The organism is Achromobacter sp. GbtcB20 (assembly GCF_019091095.1).
In the GTDB taxonomy this organism is placed as follows: Bacteria; Pseudomonadota; Gammaproteobacteria; order Burkholderiales; family Burkholderiaceae_B; genus Achromobacter; species Achromobacter mucicolens.
Genome location: NZ_JAGXJZ010000297.1, coordinates 1 through 377 on the forward strand (window position 1 = coordinate 1; position 377 = coordinate 377).

A 377-nucleotide genomic window follows, 5' to 3' on the forward strand; every position below is an offset into this window, starting at 1 on the left:
CAGATCAACGTCTACGCCGAGTCGCAGCCGGACGACGGTTTCGTCAGCGTCGAGCCGGACCTGGAAGACGTCTACTTCCTCCAGATCCGCAACGCCGGCCGCCCCGCTCAGACGGCTACCCCGGCCGCATCGGCTGACCACACGCCGGCGATGGCATGAGGGGCGCCCATGCTGAGAGAATTCTTCAAGTTCGAACTCGCCACCCAGTTGCGCCAGCCCCTGCTGTGAGTCTGCGCGCTGCTGTTCGGCGCACTGGCCTTCGGGGCCACCACCACCGACGCGATCCAGGTCGGCGGCGCCATCGGCAACGTCAACCGCAACGCGCCGCTGGTCGTGGCCCAGCTGCTCGGCTCCTTCAGCCTGATATCGATGTTCGT

General features: G+C 66.6%; 1 protein-coding gene. It reads right to left on the minus strand.

Annotated features, from left to right (window positions below; translation table 11 throughout):
* Nucleotides 1–107 precede the first annotated feature (107 nt).
* A partial coding sequence (locus KVT32_RS29060) for a hypothetical protein (protein WP_217619311.1) occupies nucleotides 108–377 on the minus strand: 270 nt, incomplete at its 5' end.